We start from the raw sequence: 19,058 nt of genomic DNA, 5'->3' as shown, positions 1-19,058 counted from the left end.
ACCCAAATATAAGGATATTGCAATAAAAATACGACAAAATTATTGTTAATTAAAAATATCCCTATTCTTTAGCCAGTTTATTTTTTTTATTTTCTTTTTCCTGAGCATCAATTACTGCAATTGCCGCCATATTTACCATTTCTTCTACGCTGGCGCCTAATTGAAAAATGTGAACCGGTTTGCCCATACCCATCATAATTGGACCAATAGAATTTACTTTGTATAATTCTTTTAGCAATTTATAAGTAATATTTGCCGATTCTAAATTAGGGAAAATCAATGTATTAACTTTTTTACCTGCCAGTTTAGAGAAAGGGAATTTTTCCTGAAGCATTTCCGGATTCAAAGCAAAATCTGCCTGAATTTCACCGTCAACAATCAATTCAGGATGATTTTTATGTAAATATGCTACAGCATCTCTAACTTTTGCCGCTCCAGGGCTTGTAGATGATCCAAAGTTTGAGAATGAAACCATTGCAATAACCGGTTCAACACCAAACATTTTGGCAGTTTTAGCCGTCATAATTGCAATATTTACCAAATCTTCAGAAGTTGGATTTATGTTTATCGCCGTATCTGACAAAAACATTGGCCCGCGAGATGTTAACATCATATTTGCAGTTGCCACAAGTGACGCTCCGTGTGCTTTATCAATTAATTGTAACATTGGTTTTACAACACTTGGATAACTTCTTGTATGACCTGTAACTAAGGCATCTGCTTCGCCTGAGTTTACCATCATTGCGGCAAAATAGTTTCTCTCGCGCATGAATTTTTGAGAATCAAGTAACGAAACTCCTCTTCTTTCTCTTGTTTCCCAATATGCAGTTGCAAATTTATTACGTCTTGCAGCTTCTTCATTGGTTTTAGGATCGATGATTTCAAGTTCAGCATCAAAACCTAATTCTTTTTTAAGCCCTAAGATTACATCTTTATCACCTAATAAAATCGGAAAACCAATACCGTCCTCATAAACAATCTGAGCTGCTTTTAGTACATTTAATTGATCTGCCTCTGCAAAAACAATTCGTTTAGGATCCATTTTTGCACGGTTTGTCATTAAACGCACCATTTTATTATCATTCCCCATACGTTCACGAAGCACATCTTCATAAGCTGCCCAGTCTGTAATAGGACTTTTTGCAACCCCAGAGTCCATTGCAGCTTTTGCAACAGCAGGCGCTACAATAGTAATTAAACGCGGGTCAAACGGTTTAGGAATAATATATTCCTGACCAAAACCTAATTTTGTTGCTCCATAAGCTACGTTAACCTGCTCTGGAACTGGTTCTTTAGCCAAAATAGCCAACGCTTTTACCGCCGCCATTTTCATAGCTTCGTTAATTTTTGTAGCTCTTACGTCTAAAGCTCCTCTAAAAATATATGGAAAACCTAAAACATTATTAACCTGATTAGGAAAGTCAGAACGTCCTGTAGCCATAATAACGTCTTTACGCGTTTCTACAGCTAAATTATAATCGATTTCAGGATTTGGATTTGCCATTGCAAAAACAATCGGATTGTCTTTCATTGTTAATAGCATTTCTGGCGAAAGAATATCTCCCGAAGATAAACCAATAAATACATCGGCACCTTTTACAGCTTCTGACAACTCAATTTTAGCGCCATCAACAGCGTATTTTAATTGTAAATCTGATAGTGCAGGATTGCCTTTTGTTAAAAGTCCTTTACTGTTAAACATCATTATATTTTCGACTTTTACGCCTAATAAAACATATAAATCTGTACAAGCTATCGCAGCAGAACCTGCTCCGGAAACTACCATTTTTACATCTTCTGCTTTTTTTCCTGCTAATTCAAGCGCGTTGATCAAAGCTGCCGAAGAAATAATTGCCGTACCATGCTGATCATCGTGCATTACCGGAATATCTAATTCTTCAACCAGTCTTCTTTCGATTTCAAAAGATTCCGGTGCTTTAATATCTTCCAGATTTATACCTCCAAAAGTTGGTGCGATATTTTTTACCGTCTGGATAAACTCTTCAATATCTTTTGTTCCAATTTCGATATCAAAAACATCGATATCCGAAAATATTTTAAACAATAAACCTTTTCCTTCCATAACTGGTTTAGAAGCCTCAGGACCAATATCCCCAAGTCCTAAAACAGCAGTACCGTTTGAGATAACGGCAACTAAATTTCCTTTTGCTGTATATTTGTAAACGTCTTCTACGTTTGCTGCAATTTCTAAACATGGCTCGGCAACACCCGGCGAATAAGCCAAAGATAAATCTCTTTGCGTTGCATATTTTTTTGTTGGAACTACCTGAATTTTTCCTGGAGTTGGTTCTGAATGGTACAGTAACGCCTCTCTTCTTTTACTCTCTTTGTTCATTGTTTTTTTGCTTTTATTCTAGCTTACAAAGATATAAGTCTTCACTTAAAATGGCGTATTTTTTAGCTTTCTTTTGTTAAAAAGAAAATTCAGATAATAAAAAAATAGTCCAAATTATCCTGGACTATTTAATAAAAGACTGTTTTTTTGATTTTTTTACTGTGAGATATAAGAATTTAAATGATTAATTGTGTCTTTCTGAATTTCTATAATTGCCTTAACAACATCGCTTATAGAAATTATTCCAACTACAATTTCGTTTTCTAAAACAGGTAAATGTCTGATTCTTTTTGTACTCATAAGTTCCATACAATCTTCGATATTGTTTGAAAGCTTAACAGAAAAGACAGTACTTTCCATGATTTCGTGAACAAAAGTTTCTTTGGATGATTTGTCTTTTAAAACAATTTTTCGGGCATAATCCCTTTCAGACAAAATACCTTTTAAATCAGATCCGTCTATTACAAGAATTGCTCCGATATTTTTATCACCCATTACTTTCAATGCCTCATAAACAGTTGTTGTTGAGCGCACTGAAAAAACATTTCTTCCTTTTGCATTTAATATTTGTTCTACAGTCATATCTGAAAAATTTTAGTCCTATAAAGTTAAAAAAAAATGAGAATACACAATAACGAAATCGATTTTTTAAAACTTAACGTGCTCATTTTAAATATAATAGGTCAAAATTTAATTTAAAGAAATTTTACTTTAAAAAAATGAATGAATTTTAATACTTTTTTGCGAAAAGCGCAGGGTTTTTGATGGTTTTAGATTTATTATAAATAAAAAAGATTTTCTACGACAAACCCGACAGGTTTTAAAAACCTGTCGGGTTTAGGAACGATTGTTTTTTATCACGATTTGCGGTTATGATTGCGAAGACGGATTAAAATCCATCCCTACAATATAATCCGTTTCTCCGAAACTCTTTATAAAATTCCGTAGGAATGATCTATTTTGTAGCAAGGGATTTTAATCCCTTGAAACGGCAAAGTAACCCCAATTTTTGTCATTGCGAGGAACGAAGCAACCACACTAACAAAACACAAATTGATTTAGCAAACGAGATTGCTTCGTTCCTCGCAATGACATATAAAACCGACAAGTTTTAAAGACGATTGTTTCTATTTGTCATTTCGACGGAGGAGAAATCTTCGCAAGTAGCTCTATAAAGTATTTCTAAGCTTTGTCGAATTTTATCGCGAAGATTTCTCCTTGCGTCGAAATGACAAGATTGCGATTGTGATTATGAAGCGTTATTGATTTTTAGAAAATATTTTACTTATTAAGATACTTGGATTTATTTTCAATGATTCAGCTATTGTAAAAAGCAAACTAATAGTAATATTTTGTTCTCCTTTTTCAATTCGATAAATAGTTTTTCTATCAACATTGCACAATATTGCCAATTGTTGTTGCGCAATTTTTTCTTTTATTCTAAGTTCCTTGATCAGTAATCCTAATCGAACAATCTCTAACTTGTATCTATCATTTTCCACAAATCAAATCTATTAAACTATTAGAAAAAAAGAATAGACATATATGCCCCATTTAAAATATAAGACTATATTTACAAAAAATATTATATCATGGAATCAAATGAAATTAAAAATTTAGAACGCCTAAAAAAAATATCTGCCTTATATTTCAGCACTTTAAAACCGTCTAATGATAAAAAAGGAGGTTATACGGCTCAAATGAAGCTGGCAAATTATTCTGAACTTGGTTGTGTTATTGCCGAAACCATAAAATTATGTATTATAGCTCTTGATCAAGACGCTCATAAAGTTTCAGAAATAAACAAAACTCAACCTATTAATGTATCGCTCATTTTAGAAATGGTTCTTGAAATGTTTCCTTCGGATGAATTTGAGGTATTAGATGAAATTAATCGAATGTTTGTTTCAGATTTTCAAAGCGTTACTCAATAAGATTTTTTATCATTACTATTTTGTCATTGCGAGGAACGAAGCAACCACACTAACAAAACAAAAATTGATTTAGCAAATGAGATTGCTTCGTTCCTCGCAATGACACGATTGTGGTTATAAACAAAAAATCCCTTTTCTAAAATTTAGAAAAGGGATTAAAATTAAATAAAAATGAAAATTATAAGTAGGTAATTATAAATTCGCTTCTTCTGTTTTGTTGATGTTCTTTTTCGGTACATTTTACGCCATCGGCACAACGGTTTACTAATTGTGTTTCTCCGTATCCTTTTGCATTTAATCTATTACCGTCAATTCCTTTTTGTATTAACCAATTTTTGGTCGATTGTGCTCTTTTCTCTGATAAAATCATATTATTTTCAGCAGATTGTCGGCTGTCTGTGTGTGAACGAATATCTAATTTTAAGGTTGGATATTGGTTTAAAATATCTACAATTTTCATTAAATCCGGTTCTGAGCTTTTTTTGATTGTTGCTTTTCCTAAATCAAAAAAGTTCATCGGAATATGTAGCAGTTTTGCTAAATCTGTTCCTACTTTTATCGATTTAATGATTACCGGATTAACTTTTGTCGCTTTTACCACAATTGTTTTTGCTACTAAAGGTGTAAATTTCTTTTGAATAGCAATTGGTAATGTCGTTTTTCCTGAAAGTCTTTTTATCGCTAATGGAATTTCTTTTATTTCATAATCTGTTTTAGATGTTTTTATGAAATATTTTTTACCGCATTTTATATTTGGAAAAATATAGTTTCCGTTTTGATCCGAAACAGCTTCTGATATAAATTGAGAAGCTTCATTAAACAATGATAAGGTTACGTTTGGCAGTGTTTCATTTGTTTCTGTATCTGTCACGGTTCCCATTAAATCCTGTTCGCAAATAAGTTTTCGTATTTCTGTAAAACGATAAACATCATCAAGTCCGTGTCCATTTTCTCTATTTGAAGAAAAGAAACCGTTTCTGTTTTTACTATTAATTATAAAAGCAAAATCGTCTTGTTTACTATTTATTCGTTCTCCCAAATTTTGTACCTCATCATAAGAACCGTCGTTATTTATTTTTGAGACAAAAACATCAAGTCCGCCCAAACCCGGTCTTCCATCACTTGCAAAATAAATTTCATTATCATTTGATATAAACGGAAATGTTTCTCTGCCTTCGGTATTAATTTCTGCGCCTAAATTTTCTGGTTTTCCATAAGTGCCATCGGAGTTTATACTTACTTTAAACAAATCAGACTGCCCAAGGGATCCCGGCATATCAGACGCAAAATACAATGTTTTTTCATCTGGACTTAAAGCCGGATGCGCCACACTATATTGATCACTATTAAAAGGAAGTTCCTGAATACTGCCCCATTCTTCATTAATAAAGATTGCTTTATAGAGTTTTAAAAGTGTAATCTTATTTTCGCTTTGTCCTTTTTTACCGTTTATCGAATTGTTTTTGGTAAAATACATTGTTTTTCCATCTTTTGTAAAAACAGGCGTCGATTCATTAAATCTTGTTTTTAAATCTTTTTTATGAAAAAATACTGGTATACCAATACTTCCGTCTGGCATTAAATCGACAGCATACAAAGCCGAAATGGGTTTGTTTGTCCACTTAAAATTTCTTTTTACAATTGATCCCGTATCTCTGGCTGATGTAAAAACCAGTTTATTGTCTAAAAGTACGCTTCCATAATCAGAGTCTTTAGAATTAATTCCGGCATCGGCAATTTCATATCGGCCTGAATTTATTTTAATATCATCTAAATAATTTCTGTTTTTTTTGAATATAATTCCTCTTTTATCCAAAGGGGCTTTTTCGCTAAAAAGATCTAAAATTTCATCAGACTTACTATAATTTCCGGCTGATTTTAAGCATTGAGAATATCGGTATAAATACTCTGCTTCCTGATTTCGATTCAGTGCAAACAATTCTTCATAGCTTTTTAAGGCTTGTGCCAAATCTCCCGTAAAATAATACGAGTTACCCAGTTTTTGAAGTATGTTTTCGTCTCTATAGCCTTTTTTTATTGCATTTTCGTATAATTTTATTGCATCGGCATAAGCATAATTATCATACTTTTTATCTGCATTTTTTGCATTAGAATCCTGAGCATTTACAGTAATAGAAAAGCAAAAAAACAAAAAGCTGTAAGCTAAATTTTTAATCTTCATATTTAAATTAATTAAAAGAATCTTGGTGATGTCATTCTATTATAATTATTAAAAAAGTCAAAACGTAAGAAAATCTCGTGCGATCCTGAATTGTATTTTCTTAGATTGGTAGTTTCATGATCGTAACCATAACCAATATACAAACCATTTGTAACCTGAAAACCTGCCAATGCACTTACCGAAGCGCTCCAGCGATAGGCAAGACCAACCACAAATTTATCATTGAACATAAAATTTCCTGAAACATCAACCTGCAAAGGTGCTCCTTCGACCATTTTGGTTAATATGGCCGGTTTGAATTTTATATATTCTAAATGATCTAAATTAAATACATAACCTGCCATAAAATAATAGTTGATTTTTTCTTTAAAAATGGCAACATCATCATCACTATAGCGATTTGTTTGTATGAAATTAGGAACTGATAATCCTAAATATGCTTTGTCTGAATGCCAGTAAATACCTGCTCCGACATTTGGTGTAAATTTATTTTGTAAATCCTGAAACTGCGGATCATCCTGATTTTCAAAACTTAATTTATTTACATCTAAATTGAAAAGATTCGCCGTTGCTTTTATTCCAAACGAAAGCTTAAATGATTCAGAAGTTGGAATACTATACGAGAAATCAGCCGATAAAGTATTTTCGTTTGTTGGTCCGATTTTATCATTTACCAACGAAACACCTAATCCTAATTTTTTATTATTTAAAGGTGTATTTACAGAAAAAGTACTTGTTTCAGGAGCGCCATCAAGCCCAACCCATTGCGTACGATACAAACCAAAAACACTTAAAACACCACGCGAACCCGCATAAGCCGGATTAATTTCGATGGTATTATACATGTATTGCGTAAATTGAGCATCTTGCTGTGCGGAACACACTGCTGAGAAAAACACAAAAACTAAAATTAATTTTTTCATTTAATAAGTTTTAAAAGCGGTTTGGCTAAAAAACTAAACCGCATTTTTTTTTATTTATTGATATATAAGTAACCTGATTTTTCATGCTGATTTGATTCGCTGTCTCTATATTTTAAAATGTAGAAATAGGTTCCAACCGGCAATCCATCTGATTGTTTAATTGTTGCACGACCTGCTGAATATCCAACAAAAGCTCTGTCTTCATTATTATAATGATCGATATCAAATACTAAAACTCCCCAGCGATTGTATATTTCAACAGTATTATCAGGATAACATTCTAATCCTCGAATGTAGAATCTTTCATTTTTACTATCTCCGTTTGGAGAGAAAGCATTCAGCACTTCTATCTGACAGCCGTTTAAAGGTAAAACTGTTGGCTTATCTTCTGTATTATTTGTATTGTCTGATTTATCCTCGACAACAACTCCTCTTTCACTGCGTCCTTTTACAGTTGCCTGATTGCTTACGCTTCCTAAATTGATATCTGTTTGGGTAATTTTATATTGAGCTGTAATACTATTTTCATCAGATTCGTTTACGGCTAAATCAATTTCCTGTCCTGAAACCACAATTCCCGGTAAAAGATCTGTTACCATAATTTTTACTAATGGAACATTTCCGGTATTGGTTATTTTAAATTTATAAGCAATCGTTTCTCCAGCATTTGCATATCCGTCTCTATTTTCATCATTGAAAGTTGCTGTTTTAATAATTGCAATTGCGGGAACTTCGACAAAAACATTTAATGTAGCAGTACTGCAATTTGATGCATTTGCTTTTTCACAAATTTGATACGCTAATGTGTAACTTCCTCCCGGTGTATTTGGTAATACATTTACGGTTCCATCTGAATTAAATTCAAAATAAGGATTTGGAGTATTTGAAATTATTACATCTGATGCACTTACCGGCAATCCGTTTAATAAATCATTTGCCAAAACATTTATAAATTCTAATTGACCGTTAATTCCGTCAACTAAAACATCTGTATCATTACTCGCAAAAATTGGCTGCATTGGAGTAATTGGTATAACTGCATTTACTTTAACACGCACAATTGCCTGACTACAATTTGTGGCGTTTAGTTTCTCACAAATTTGATAAGTCAGTTCATAAGTTCCTGCAGGTGCGTTTGCTCCTAATCTTACCGTTCCGTCAGTATTCACTGTTAAGAAACCTGTTGGATCTGCCGTTACTATCGTAAGGTTCAAATCATTTGGTACAACTGGCAATCCACTATTAGTATCATTATCAAAAACATTCAAAAGAACTTGCGTCTGTTTTCCTTCAACTACTGAAGGAATTAAATCCGGGTTTGCATGAAGATCTCCGTTTGTTACAACAATTATAGACGTAGCACTATCACAATTTGTTGGATTGTTGATCTCACAAATTTTGTATTCTACATTATAATTTCCTGCCGGAGTATTTGCAGGAACCGTTACTGTTCCGTCTGCATTTAAAATAAATCCTGTTGGAACGGTAATGCCTGAAAGTTTTACATCTCCCAGATTTGTTCCGATAACAACCGGTAATCCGTTTAAAGTATCATTTGTAACTAATGATTCTGTTTTTCCGCCAACAACGCCATTGATAATTGTTGTTGTAGTATCTTCAACTGCATTGATAACCGGCGCGTTTACTATTACTTTTATAGTTGCTGAACTACAATTTGTTGGGTTCAGTTTTTCGCAAATTTGATACACAATTTCATAGTTTCCTGCAGGTGCGTTTGCCCCGATAGCTACTGTTCCGTCAGGGTTTAAGGTTAAAATTCCTGTTGGATCTGCAGTTACTATTGAAAGATTTACATCATTTGGTACAACAGCGATTCCATTATTGGTATCGTTATCAAAAACATTCACAACAGTTTGTGGTTGGTTTGTTGCAATTACCGAAGGAATTACATCAGGATTTGCAATTAAAACGCCTCCGTTAACCACAATTATTGAAGTCGCACTATCACAATTCGTTGGATTATTGATCTCACAAATTTTGTATTCTACATTATAATTTCCTGCCGGAGTATTTGCAGGAACCGTTACTGTTCCGTCTGCATTTAAAATAAATCCTGTTGGAAGTGTTACTCCTGTTAGGTTTACGTCTCCCGGATTTGTTCCGATAACAACAGGTAATCCGTTTAACGTATCATTTGCAACTAACGATTCTGTTTTCCCGCCAACAACTCCGTTGATAATTGTTGTTGTAGTATCTTCAACTGCGTTGATGATTCCTGCTTTAACTTCTACTTTTATTGAAGCCGAACTACAATTTGTTGTGTTTACTTTCTCGCAGATTTGATATACAATTTCATAGTTTCCTGCTGGTGCGTTTGCTCCTACAGTTACTGTTCCGTCAGGGTTTAAGGTTAAAATTCCTGTTGGATCTGCAGTGACTATTGAAAGGTTTACATCATTTGGTACAACAGCGATTCCATTATTGGTATCGTTATCAAAAACATTCACAACAGTTTGTGGTTGGTTTGTTGCAACTACCGAAGGAATTACATCAGGATTTGCAATTAAAACGCCTCCATTAACCACAATTATTGAAGTTGCACTATCACAATTTGTTGGATTATTGATCTCACAAATTTTGTATTCTACATTATAATTTCCTGCCGGAGTATTTGCAGGAACCGTTACTGTTCCGTCTGCATTTAAAATAAATCCTGTTGGAACTGTTACTCCTGTTAGTTTTACGTCTCCCGGATTTGTTCCGATAACTACAGGATTTCCGTTTAAAGTATCATTTGCAACTAACGATTCAGTTTTTCCGCCAACAACGCCATTGATAATTGTTGTTGTAGTATCTTCAACTGCATTGATAACCGGAGCGTTTACTGTTACTTTTATAGTTGCTGAACTGCAATTTGTCGGGTTTAATTTTTCGCAGATTTGATAAGTCAATTCGTAGTTTCCTGCTGGTGCATTTGCTCCTACAGTTACTGTTCCGTCAGGATTTAAGGTTAAAATTCCTGTTGGATCTGCAACAGTTTGTGTCAGGTTCATATCATTTGCAATAACTGGTAATCCGTTATTGGTATCGTTGTCAAAAACATTCACAATAGTTTGTGGCAGATTTGTTGCAACTACCGAAGGAATTACATCTGGATTTGCAATTAAAACGCCTCCGTTAACCACAATTATTGAAGTCGCACTATCACAATTTGTTGGATTGTTGATCTCACAAATTTTGTATTCTACATTATAATTTCCTGTCGGAGTATTTGCCGGAACCGTTACTGTTCCGTCTGCATTTAAAATAAATCCTGTTGGAAGTGTTACTCCTGTTAGTTTTACGTCTCCTGGATTTGTTCCGATAACAACCGGTAATCCGTTTAAAGTATCATTTGCAACTAACGGTTCTGTTTTTCCGCCAACAACTCCATTGATAATTGTTGTTGTAGTATCTTCAACTGCATTGATAACTGGAGCGTTTACTGTTACTTTTATAGTTGCTGAACTGCAATTTGTCGGGTTTAATTTCTCACAAATTTGATAAGTCAATTCATAGTTTCCTGCTGGTGCGTTTGCTCCTACAGTTACCGTTCCGTCAGGGTTTAAGGTTAAAATTCCTGTTGGATCCGGAGTTACTATTGAAAGATTTACATCATTTGGTACAACAGCGATTCCGTTATTGGTATCGTTATCAAAAACATTCACAATAGTTTGTTGCAGATTTGTTGTAACTACCGAAGGAATTACATCAGGATTTGCCTGAAGTAGTCCGCCTGTAACTGGAATAATACTTATTACAACATCGCAGTTTGTTGGATTGGTAATTTCACAGATACTGTATTCTACATTATAATTTCCTGCCGGAGTGTTCGCTACAATTGTTACTGTTCCATTCGCGTTTAATGTCAATCCTGTTGGAACTGTGATGCCTGTTAGTTTTACTTCTCCCGGATTTGTTCCGATAACTACAGGAGTTCCATTTAAGGTATCGTTTGCTGTTAGTGAAATTGTTGTGCCGCCGGTATTTCCGTTAACTTCTGTTGTAGTTTCTGTTACAGCGTCAATTGTTGGTTTTCCAACTGTAACTACTGAAATTACTGTGTCGCAGTTTGTTGGATTGGTAATTTCACAGATACTGTATTCTACATTATAATTTCCTGCCGGAGTGTTCGCTACAATTGTTACTGTTCCATTCGCGTTTAATGTTAATCCTGTTGGAACTGTGATGCCTGTTAATTTTACTTCTCCCTGATTTGTTCCAATTACAACCGGACTTCCGTTTAAGGTATCGTTGGCTGTTAATGAAGTTGTTGTTCCTCCAGTATTTCCGTTAACTTCTGTTGTAGTTTCTGTTACTGCATCAATTGTTGGTTTTCCAACTACAATTACTGAAATTACTGTATCGCAGTTCGTTGGATTGGTAATTTCGCAGATGCTGTATTCTATGTTATAATTTCCCGCCGGAGTATTTGCTGCAATAGTTACTGTTCCGTTTGCGTTTAGTGTCAATCCTGTTGGAACTGTAATACCCGTTAGTTTTACTTCTCCCGGATTTGTTCCGATAACTACAGGAGTTCCGTTTAAGGTATCGTTTGTAATTAGTGATTCTGTTGTTGTTCCTCCAGTATTTCCGTTAACTTCTGTTGTCGTTTCTGTTACCGCATCGATTGTTGGTTTTCCAGCTACAATTACTGAAATTACTGTATCGCAGTTTGTTGGATTGGTGATTTCGCAGATACTGTATTCTACGTTATAATTTCCTGCCGGAGTATTTGCTGCAATAGTTACTGTTCCGTTTGCGTTTAGTGTCAATCCTGTTGGAACTGTAATACCCGTTAGTTTTACTTCACCGGGATTTGTTCCGATAACTACAGGATTTCCGTTTAAGGTATCGTTGGCTGTTAATGAAGTTGTTGTGCCTCCAATATTTCCGTTAACTTCTGTTGTCGTTTCTGTTACTGCATCAATTGTTGGTTTTCCAACTACAATTACTGAAATTACTGTATCGCAGTTTGTTGGATTAGTGATTTCGCAGATACTGTATTCTACGTTATAATTTGCTGCAGGAGTATTTGCTGCAACAGTTACTGTTCCGTTTGCGTTTAGTGTCAATCCTGTTGGAACCGTGATGCCTGTTAATTTTACTTCACCCGGATTTGTTCCGATAACTACAGGAGTTCCGTTTAAAGTATCGTTTGCAGTTAATGAGATTGTGGTGCCGCCTGTGATTCCGTTAACTTCTGTTGTCGTTTCGGTAACCGCATCTATTGTTGGTGTTCCAACTACAATTACTGAAATTACTGTATCGCAGTTTGTTGGGTTGGTGATTTCGCAGATACTGTATTCTACGTTATAATTTGCTGTAGGAGTATTTGCTGCAACAGTTACTGTTCCGTTTGCGTTTAGTGTCAATCCTGTCGGAACTGTAATACCTGTTAGTTTTACTTCTCCCGGATTTGTTCCAATTACAACCGGAGTTCCGTTTAAGGTATCGTTTGTAATTAGTGATTCTGTTGTTGTGCCTCCAATATTTCCGTTAACTTCTGTTGTAGTTTCTGTTACAGCGTCAATTGTTGGTTTTCCAACTGTAACTACTGAAATTACTGTGTCGCAGTTTGTTGGATTGGTAATTTCGCAGATGCTGTATTCTACGTTATAATTTCCTGCCGGAGTATTTGCTGCAACAGTTATTGTTCCGTTTGCGTTTAGTGTTAAACCTGCTTGGACTATGATGCCTGTTAATTTTACTTCACCGGGATTTGTTCCAATTACAACAGGATTTCCGTTTAAGGTATCGTTAGCAGTTAATGAAGTTGTTGTTCCTCCAGTATTTCCGTTAACTTCTGTTGTCGTTTCTGTTACCGCATCGATTGTTGGTTTTCCAACTGTAACTACTGAAATTACTGTATCGCAGTTTGTTGGATTGGTAATTTCGCAGATGCTGTATTCTACATTGTAGTTTCCTGCCGGAGTATTTGCTGCAACAGTTATTGTTCCGTTTGCGTTTAGTGTCAATCCTGTTGGAACTGTGATGCCTGTTAATTTTACTTCACCGGGATTTGTTCCGATAACTATAGGATTTCCGTTTAAGGTATCGTTTGTAATTAGTGATTCTGTTGTTGTGCCTCCAGTATTTCCGTTGATTGATGTTGCAGTTTCTGTTACTGCATCAATTGTTGGTTTTCCAACTACAATTACTGAAATTACTGTGTCGCAGTTTGTTGGATTGGTAATTTCGCAGATGCTGTATTCTACATTGTAGTTTCCTGCCGGAGTATTTGCTGCAACAGTTATTGTTCCGTTTGGGTTTAGTGTCAATCCTGTTGGAACTGTGATGCCTGTTAATTTTACTTCTCCCAGATTTGTTCCGATAACTACAGGATTTCCGTTTAAGGTATCGTTAGCAGTTAATGAAATTGTGGTGCCGCCGGTATTTCCGTTGATTGATGTTGTCGTTTCTGTTACCGCATTTATTGTTGGAACAACAACTGTTATTTTAACTGAAGCTGTACTGCAATTAGTGCTATTTGATTTTTCACAGATTGTATAATCGAATGAGTAAGTTCCCGCAGGAGTTTGTGGATTAACTGTTACTGATCCAGTAGTTGCATTAAAATTTAAAACCGATGGTAAAGTACTTGTTAAAGTAAGATTTATATCACTTGCAATTACATTATTACAATTTAAAAGATCATTACTTAATACGTTTGAAACAGTAGTTCCTCCTGTATATCCATTTAATGATAATACAATATCATCATTTGCTTTAATTGGACCTACTACTTTAACTGTTTGAGAACAGGTTTGTGTGTTTCCTGCTGTGTCTTTAGCAGTCCAGGTTACGGTTGTAACACCAATTGGAAAACTTGATGGCGCATCGTTGGTTACTGTTATTGTGCCTGTGCAATTGTCCGTCGTTGTTGGTGTTCCCAAGACAACTCCTGTAGCAGTACATGAATTGGTATCGGCTACAGTCGTAACATTTGATGGGCACGTAATTGTTGGTTTTTGGGTATCGTTTATTGTTACTGTTTGGCTACAGGTTTGCGTATTTCCTGCTGTATCTTTAGCAGTCCAGGTTACGGTTGTAACACCAATTGGAAAGCTTGATGGCGCATCGTTGGTAACTGTTATTGTGCCTGTGCAATTGTCCGTTGTTGCTGGTGTTCCCAAAACAATTCCTGTAGCAGTACATGAATTGGTATCGGCTACAGCCGTAACATTTGCTGGACACGTAATTGTTGGTTTTTGGGTATCGTTTACTGTTACTGTTTGGGTACAGGTTTGTGTGTTCCCTGCTGTATCTTTAGCAGTCCAGATTACGGTTGTAACACCAATTGGAAAGCTTGATGGCGCATCGTTGGTTACTGTTATTGTGCCTGTGCAATTGTCCGTTGTTGCTGGTGTTCCTAAAATTACTCCTGTAGCAGTACATGAATTGGTATCGGCTACAGCCGTAACATTTGATGGGCACGTAATTGTTGGTTTTTGGGTATCGTTTACTGTTACTGTTTGGGTACAGGTTTGTGTGTTTCCCATACCATCTGTAGCTGTCCATGTTACTGTTGTAACTCCAATTGGAAAACTCGATGGTGCATTGTTTATTGTTGTTACTGTTCCACTACAGTTATCTGAAATTGTAGGCGTTCCTAAATTTACTCCAGTAGCAACGCATGAATTGGCATCGGCTACAGCCGTAACATTTGATGGACAAGTAATTGTTGGCTTTTGAGTATCATTTACAACATCAACTATATTACTCACAGATGAACAAGTAGTTGAAGCGTTTGTTCCTGTCACATAATAACCATTTCCAGCTACAAGACCTGTCCAGCTTAAAGCTGATCCTGTACCTGATTTTGCTGTTTGAACTGCCGTATTACCTGAATTATATAATTGATAATTGATTCCTGTTACTGAAGCTGTGGATGTAATGGTTCCATTTGCTCCAGGTGAAACGCAAATCATACTTCCTGTTAATGCAAGGGCTACAGGATTTGGTGTTGTAACAATATTTACTGTACCGCTTGTAGAAGAACAAGTAGTAGAAGTGTTTGTTGCAACTACATAATAACCGTTTCCAGCTGCAAGACCTGTCCAACTTAATGCTGATCCTGTACCTGATTTTGCCGTTTGAACTGCCGTATTACCTGAATTAAATAATTGGTAACTTATTCCTGTTTCTGAAGTTGAAGATGTGATGGTTCCGTTTCCACCAGGTGAAACACAAATTGAACTTCCTGTTAATATAAGAACTACAGGATTTGGCGTTGTTGTAATATTTACTGTACTGCTTGTAGAAGTACAAGTCGTAGAAGTATTTGTTGCAATCACATAATAACCATTTCCGGCTGCAAGACCTGTCCAGCTTAATGCTGATCCTGTACCTGATTTTGCTGTTTGAACTGCGGTATTACCTGAATTATATAACTGATAATTTATTCCCGTCGCCGAAGTTGAAGATGTAATGGTTCCGTTTCCGCCAGGCGAAACACAAATCGAACTTCCTGTTAATGTAAGTGCTACAGGATTTGGCGTTGTTGTAATATTTACTGTACCACTTGTAGAAGTACAAGTCGTAGAAGTATTTGTTGCAATCACATAATAACCATTTCCGGCTGCAAGACCTGTCCAGCTTAATGCTGATCCTGTACCTGATTTTGCTGTTTGAACTGCGGTATTACCTGAATTATATAATTGATAACTTATTCCTGTTTCTGAAGTTGAAGATGTAATGGTTCCGTTTCCACCCGGTGAAACACAAATGGTATTTCCGGTTAATGAAAGTATAGTTGGTAATGCATTAACAGTTACAAGGACAGAACTAGAGAAAGCTGCAGAACAAACTCCATTTTGAACTATAGCTCTAAAATAAGTACTGGTATTTAAGTTTCCAATAGTTGCTCCTGTTAACGTGGTTGAATTTCCTGCAATATCAACAGGGCTTGTAAATCCAGAATCGGTAGATTTCTGCCATTTTACAACTGTTCCTGTATTTCCGCTTAAAACTAAATTGGCTGGTGAAGTTCCCGCACAAATTGCCGGTACTGCTGCAATTGTTCCTCCAATTGAAGTGGCATTTACACTTAGTACTACATCTTTATCAACAGCACTTGTACAGTTTGGTGTTGTACTTGTTGTTGTAATTCCTGTTATTTTTAATATTTTTCCATCATTGGCAGCTGTTAAAACTGCAGAATCAAATCCGCTCGCACCTGATGCATTTGCGATTACTCCCGTAACCGGGGTTTGAGATACTCCATCTATAGAATAAACAATAGTAGATGTACTATTGGCCAATAAACCTGTTAAGTTTATTCTTGCTGTAGAACCCACACAAACCGTAGCTGATTGTGCAGCTGTTGCTAATGTTGGTACCGGACTAATTGTAATTAAAACAGAAGCTGTATTTGCCGGTGTACATGAACCACTGGTTACGACTGCTCTATAATATTTATTTGCCGAAAGTGTACCCATTTGGGCACTTGTTAAAGTTGAGCCAGTGGCTGACAAAATATTATTGAAAGAGCTATTATCTGTTGATGACTGCCATTGAATTGTTCCTGTATAACCATTTAAAGTTAAATCTGCGGGAGATGACCCTGAACAAATTGTTTGTGCTGAAGATACTGTTCCGGCAACCGATCCATTACCTACAATTACTGAAATCACATTAGATGATGTTGCTCCAACTCCGCATGAATTGAAAGACCAAACTTTGAAATAATATGTTTGTCCGGAAGTTAAACCTGTAACATTATACGAAGTGGCAGAGGTAAGATCCCTTCCATCAAAATTACCTACATGGCTGGTAAATCCTGAATTTGTAGAAACTGATAATCCATAGGATGAAGCATTAGGTACTGCATTCCAGTTTGCTGTAAAACTATTACATGTTACGGCCGTTGCAGCTGTAGCGGTTGGTGTACTTGCAGTTCCAAAAATTATAGACACTACATTACTTGTGTTTTTACAGGTTGCTGATGTTACTTCTCTTCTATAATATGCTGTTGTACTTGTGCTAGGCGGATCATAACTTAAACCGGTAGCTCCTGAAATAGGATTAAAAGTTACATTATCTAAACTACTGTACCATTGATATGTTAATGTAGTTGTACCACCTGTTGCAGTTGATCCAACAATATTACCCGGATCATTTGGACTTGTACAAAATGAAGATGGCGAAGGTGCAGTAATTGTATTATTAGCTATTGGCGTATAAGTATTGTACGTTATTGTAGAAGAATTAGATGTCTTATTATACGTATCATTAAACGTATAATTAATGGCAACCGGACCAACTACTGTATTGTTTAAAGGCGTGAAAGTAACATTGCCTGTTGATGAATCATATGTAAATGTTCCTTTTCCGGCAACTGTATTTGATGTTTGAATACCTGCTGTAGCAGTATCTAAATCTACAGTAGATTTATTAATTGTTCCTAATGTATTAACAGTACCATTATCATTTGCAGTAATGTCTCCAGAAGTCGCAGGCAAACCAACACAACCTATTAAAGAATCGGCATTGGCTACCGGTGTTAAAAGTGTTGACTGATCTACTGTGATATTTAAATTACGAATTTCATGAAAATTATTTGACCCTCCTGTCGAAGAAGAAATTGCAAATTTTAAATTTGAAGGTGCTGTAGTTGTGTAGGCATAGTTATTAATAATTAAATCTCTTACACTTCCATGTGTTAGATAAACATTAATAAAAAAACCACCCCCTGAACGTGGTTTTAAAACTACTTCCATTTTTCTAAATCCGGCTTTAGTATTGTCAGTAGCTGTTCTGTCATTACCGGCAACATTAAACGGGGTTGCTAATGCTGTAGTTTGTACTGAAGTTAAATAAGCATAACCGGTAGTTCCTGTTCCTGCACCTCTTAAAGTAATATTACTGGGTAATACTGCTACTCCACCACTTTTTCCTTCATTATTTGCCGAATAATTTCCATATTCATCAATCCCAATTCCAAGATACCCCTTAGAGAAACCTGTTTCTGTATTTCTTTGTGCATAACCCAAAGAACCTCCAAAAGCACCAGTTGCAACTGGCGAAGCTGTGGCATCAAATAATATAAAAGCTATACCATCGGCACCATTTCCCCCATGAGTATAATATTCAAATGTAATTGTCATACCATAAGCAGACGGAAACGAATACATATCTGAGTATACAATACCTTTCTGACTTCCTTGGCTATTTGTAAGTCTTAAATAACCCGATCCTTCTAAATCAGTATATCCGTCTTTTGCTCCTGCCCCTGCTGTTAGAAATGCAACAGGACTCCCTCCAAACAAAACACCTGGTGCTGTCGAATTTTTAAATGACTGCGAATAAGGAAACTGAGCTCTGGTTTGAGTAGTGCTTAATAATAATAAAATAAAAAAAACTAGTTTAAATGAATTAAACTTGCTAAGAGTAAAGTTACGCATAGACAGCTATTGTTTGAATAATAGAAATATTAGGAGTTGAAAAAAGGAAAGTGTTTTTCAACATATATGACAGATACGATAAAAGAAAGGATATGGATTTGAAAAATCTCACAAAAGATTTTTCAACGTCTATAAAATAAAAAAGTAGTGTTCGGACCATAAGAATTATTAGGTTCAAGACGTACTGTTGTCTCTAGGTTAAATTAGTAATTTGGATGCGCGAAAATATACAAACACCTCTATACTAGCTAGTTTCGT

General features: G+C 35.4%; 7 protein-coding genes. 1 reads left to right on the top strand and 6 read right to left on the bottom strand.

Annotated features, from left to right (window positions below; all coding sequences use genetic code 11):
• Nucleotides 1-61 precede the first annotated feature (61 nt).
• The 3 genes from OLM54_RS19635 to OLM54_RS19625 form a co-directional block, all read right to left on the bottom strand.
• Nucleotides 62-2,356 carry an NADP-dependent malic enzyme gene (locus OLM54_RS19635; RefSeq protein WP_264536231.1) on the bottom strand — a complete coding sequence of 765 codons (2,295 nt, stop codon included), beginning with the start codon at nt 2,354-2,356 and terminating at the stop codon, nt 62-64.
• 156 nt (nt 2,357-2,512) lie between these two features.
• On the bottom strand, nt 2,513-2,938 hold the full coding sequence (locus tag OLM54_RS19630; RefSeq protein WP_264536230.1) for a CBS domain-containing protein: 426 nt from the start codon (nt 2,936-2,938) through the stop codon (nt 2,513-2,515).
• Nucleotides 2,939-3,615: 677 nt separating this feature from the next.
• Nucleotides 3,616-3,858: a helix-turn-helix domain-containing protein gene (locus tag OLM54_RS19625; RefSeq protein ID WP_264536229.1), complete on the bottom strand. Its 243-nt coding sequence runs from the start codon at nt 3,856-3,858 to the stop codon at nt 3,616-3,618.
• A gap of 90 nt (nt 3,859-3,948) precedes the next feature.
• Here OLM54_RS19625 and OLM54_RS19620 point away from each other — a divergent pair, with 90 nt between their 5' ends.
• Complete coding sequence (locus OLM54_RS19620) at nt 3,949-4,290, top strand: hypothetical protein (RefSeq protein WP_264536228.1); 342 nt, start codon at nt 3,949-3,951, stop codon at nt 4,288-4,290.
• A 178-nt stretch (nt 4,291-4,468) separates the two neighbouring features.
• Here OLM54_RS19620 and OLM54_RS19615 read toward each other — a convergent pair whose 3' ends face one another.
• The 3 genes from OLM54_RS19615 to OLM54_RS19605 are packed head-to-tail and all read right to left on the bottom strand — an operon-like array spanning nt 4,469 to nt 18,800.
• Nucleotides 4,469-6,472 carry an OmpA family protein gene (locus OLM54_RS19615; RefSeq protein WP_264536227.1) on the bottom strand — a complete coding sequence of 668 codons (2,004 nt, stop codon included), beginning with the start codon at nt 6,470-6,472 and terminating at the stop codon, nt 4,469-4,471.
• A gap of 11 nt (nt 6,473-6,483) precedes the next feature.
• Entirely contained in the window at nt 6,484-7,395 is a 912-nt protein-coding gene (locus OLM54_RS19610) for a type IX secretion system membrane protein PorP/SprF (protein ID WP_264536226.1), read from the bottom strand.
• 50 nt (nt 7,396-7,445) lie between these two features.
• Nucleotides 7,446-18,800, bottom strand: coding sequence for an HYR domain-containing protein (locus OLM54_RS19605; RefSeq protein WP_264536225.1), 11,355 nt, complete (start codon nt 18,798-18,800; stop codon nt 7,446-7,448).
• Between the last annotated feature and the right edge of the window lie 258 nt (nt 18,801-19,058).

Source organism: Flavobacterium sp. N1736, assembly GCF_025947065.1.
Classification (GTDB): Bacteria; Bacteroidota; Bacteroidia; order Flavobacteriales; family Flavobacteriaceae; genus Flavobacterium.
Note: the sequence above shows the minus strand (reverse complement) of the source record. Positions and strands in the feature narration are given on the sequence as shown.

Coding starts and splice junctions, on each gene's coding strand:
- OLM54_RS19615 (WP_264536227.1), bottom strand. CDS start 6,472: ATGAAGATTAAAAATTTAGCTTACAGCTTTTTGTTTTTTTGCTTTTCT.
- OLM54_RS19610 (WP_264536226.1), bottom strand. CDS start 7,395: ATGAAAAAATTAATTTTAGTTTTTGTGTTTTTCTCAGCAGTGTGTTCC.
- OLM54_RS19630 (WP_264536230.1), bottom strand. CDS start 2,938: ATGACTGTAGAACAAATATTAAATGCAAAAGGAAGAAATGTTTTTTCA.
- OLM54_RS19620 (WP_264536228.1), top strand. CDS start 3,949: ATGGAATCAAATGAAATTAAAAATTTAGAACGCCTAAAAAAAATATCT.
- OLM54_RS19605 (WP_264536225.1), bottom strand. CDS start 18,800: ATGCGTAACTTTACTCTTAGCAAGTTTAATTCATTTAAACTAGTTTTT.
- OLM54_RS19635 (WP_264536231.1), bottom strand. CDS start 2,356: ATGAACAAAGAGAGTAAAAGAAGAGAGGCGTTACTGTACCATTCAGAA.